Annotated in this window: 2 protein-coding genes; both read right to left on the reverse strand. The window is 44.7% G+C overall.

Translation table 11 applies throughout. From position 1 onward, the window contains the following. A partial coding sequence (locus tag GMD4S_RS07600) for a glycoside hydrolase family 1 protein (RefSeq protein ID WP_000911362.1) occupies positions 1–1237 on the reverse strand: 1237 nt, incomplete at its 3' end. Positions 1238–1348: 111 nt separating this feature from the next. Then, positions 1349–3060 (reverse strand): proline--tRNA ligase (locus GMD4S_RS07605; protein ID WP_000321908.1); only part of this gene is annotated, 1712 nt, incomplete at its 5' end.

A 3060-nucleotide genomic window follows, 5' to 3' on the forward strand; every position in this document is an offset into this window, starting at 1 on the left:
AGATTAAGTAACCCTTACAATTGGCTCCGTCTTCAATGGCACGGTGAAGTTCACGCAGATGTCCTTTGACAAAGTCGATACGATAGTCGTCCTGAATCATGCCATTCTCACGGAATTTATCCTCACCTTCAACACCCATGCCATTCTCTGTCAACATCCACTCAATATTACCATAATTTTCTTTGATATTTTGAGCGATATCATAAATCCCCTGCTCGTAGATTTCCCAACCTCGGTGAGGATTGATTTTACGGCCCGGCATGATATAAGGCTCGTAAAAATGTTCTGGCAAGAGGGGACTGTCTGGATGTTTAGCAAAACGCGGCGCCATAACGCGCAAAGGTTGGTAGTAGTTGACTCCAAGGAAATCAACTATGTTCTCGCGAATGAGTTCTAACTCTTCAACAGTGTACTCTGGCAGCAAATCATGCTCAGCTAAAATTTCCACCAATTCCTCTGGATAAGCTCCCAAGACAGACGGATCTAGGAAAGATTGAGCTTGGAAGAGGTCGGCAATGCGCGCAGCCTTGACATCCGCAGGATGCTGGCTACGTGGATAGGCTGGTGTCAAGTTAAGTACAATTCCAATCTTAGAGCCAGGCAGAATCTCATGACAGGCCTTAACCGCAAGACTACTAGCCAGTTGCGTATGATAGGCAACCTTAACCGCTGCTTTGGCATCCACCTTGTGAGGATAATGGGCATCATAAAAATAACCAAATTCTACGGGGACGATGGGTTCATTAAAGGTAATCCATTGGTCTACCAAGTCACCGTAAGTCTCAAAACAAAAACGAGCATAGTCTTCATAAGCCTTGACAGTTGCCTTATTTTCCCAGCCATCACCAGCTTCTTGAAGGGCAAAAGGCAGGTCGAAGTGATAGAGATTGACTAAGAGACGAATCCCCTTGGCCTTAATAGCCTCAAAAACCTGACGGTAGAAAGCCACCCCTTGCGGATTGATCTCTCCACGACCTTGCGGAAAAATACGAGACCACTGGATAGAAGTTCGGAAGGCTGTATGCCCAGTCTCTACCAAAAGCTCAATATCCTTTTCCCAGTTTTCGTAAAAAGTCGATGTTTTATCAGGTCCAATTCCATTGTAGTAACGATTTGGCTCTACTTGGAACCAATAATCCCAGAGATTGTATCCCTTGCCGTCACCAGGTACACGACCTTCTGTCTGTGGTCCAGAAGTAGAGGAACCCCAGACAAAATCCTTTGGAAATTTTAACATACTTATACCTCTTTTGTTGATATTTTATGTGTCTATTCAGTCTTATTATATAGAAAAAACAAGGTAAAAACTAGTTACATTTTTGCCTTGTTTTTCTTCTGATTATAGTTTTTATTTTTTGCTTAGGATTTCAAGAGTTTCAAGCAAGTTGTCTGCGTGAACTTCAATGGTGTCACCAGTCGCCTTGATCTTAACTTCGACAATACCATCAGCCGCCTTCTTCCCAACAGTGATACGGATTGGAAGACCAATCAAGTCGCTATCGCTGAATTTAACCCCGACACGTTCGTTACGGTCATCCGTCAAGACTTCGTAACCAGCTTCCATCAAGTTGGCTTCCAATTTTTCTGTCAAGACTTGCGCTTCTTCATCTTTAACATTGACAGTAATCAAATGCACATCGAATGGCGCCAATTCTTTAGGGAAGTTAACTCCCCAAGCGTAACGGTATTCACCTTTTGGAGTTTTATTGACAAAGAGGCGAGCGTGTTGCTCCATAACTGCTGAGAGGAGACGGCTGACACCAATACCGTAACAACCCATGATGATTGGGATCGCACGGCCATTTTCATCCAAAACATCCGCACCCATGCTTGCTGAGTAGCGAGTTCCCAATTTGAAGATGTGACCAATCTCGATACCACGCGCAAAGTTAAGAACACCTTGTCCGTCTGGGGAAATTTCACCCTCACGAACTTCACGGATATCCACATATTCTGCAGTAAAGTCGCGACCTGGGTTCACACCCGTCAAATGGTAGCCATCTTCGTTAGCCCCTACAACAGCATTGCGAACATCTTGCACCTTGCGGTCAGCAATGATTTTCACATTTTCTGGCAAAGCAACTGGGCCAAGCGAACCAAAGCCAGCTGAGATAACATTTGCTACTTCTTCCTCGCTCGCAACGTCAAAGAAATCTGCTCCCAAGTGGTTTTTCAACTTAACTTCATTGAGTTGGTCATTTCCAACTAGAAGGGCTGCAACAAGCTCACTATCTGCCATATAGAAGAGGGTTTTGATGGTTTGTTCTTGCGGAACGTTTAGGAAGGCTGCGACTTCATCGATGGATTTAACACCTAGAGTTTCCACTCGAGTCACTTCTTCTTCCGCAACGACACGGTTGCTTGGTTTGTACTCATTTGTTGCCATTTCCAAGTTAGCCGCATAGCCAGACTCACTTGAGTAGGCAATGGTGTCTTCACCAGAAACCATCCATTTGAGCAATTCTGCCTTGATTTCTTCTTGCACTTCTGTAGGAATCTCATCAAATGAGGCAACTGACTTGTCTAAGACAACCCAGCGGTCAAGGTCTGTACGAGCAGGTGTAATCGCCATAAATTCTTGACTGTCCTTACCACCCATGGCACCACCGTCACCGATGATAGCCTTGAAATCCAAACCACTACGAGTGAAGATGCGCTCATAGGCTGCCTTGTATTCATCATAGGTCACATCCAAGCTATCATAGTTGGCATGGAAACTGTAACCGTCTTTCATGATGAACTCACGTGTACGAAGAAGTCCGTTACGTGGGCGTTTTTCATCACGGTATTTCGGTTGGATTTGGTAAAGGTTGAGTGGCAATTGCTTGTAAGACTTGACAGAGTCACGGACAATGGCTGTAAAAGTCTCTTCGTGTGTCGGACCTAGGATAAAGTCTGACTTTTCACGATTTTTCAGTTTATAAAGGTCTTCACCATAGGTTTCGTAACGGCCTGATTCACGCCAAAGATCGGCACTGAGAAGGGCAGGAGCCAACATCTCCACCGCACCAATCTTATCAAACTCTTGGCGCATGATATTCTTAGCCTTTTCAATCACAC

Source organism: Streptococcus sp. GMD4S, from assembly GCF_000296955.1.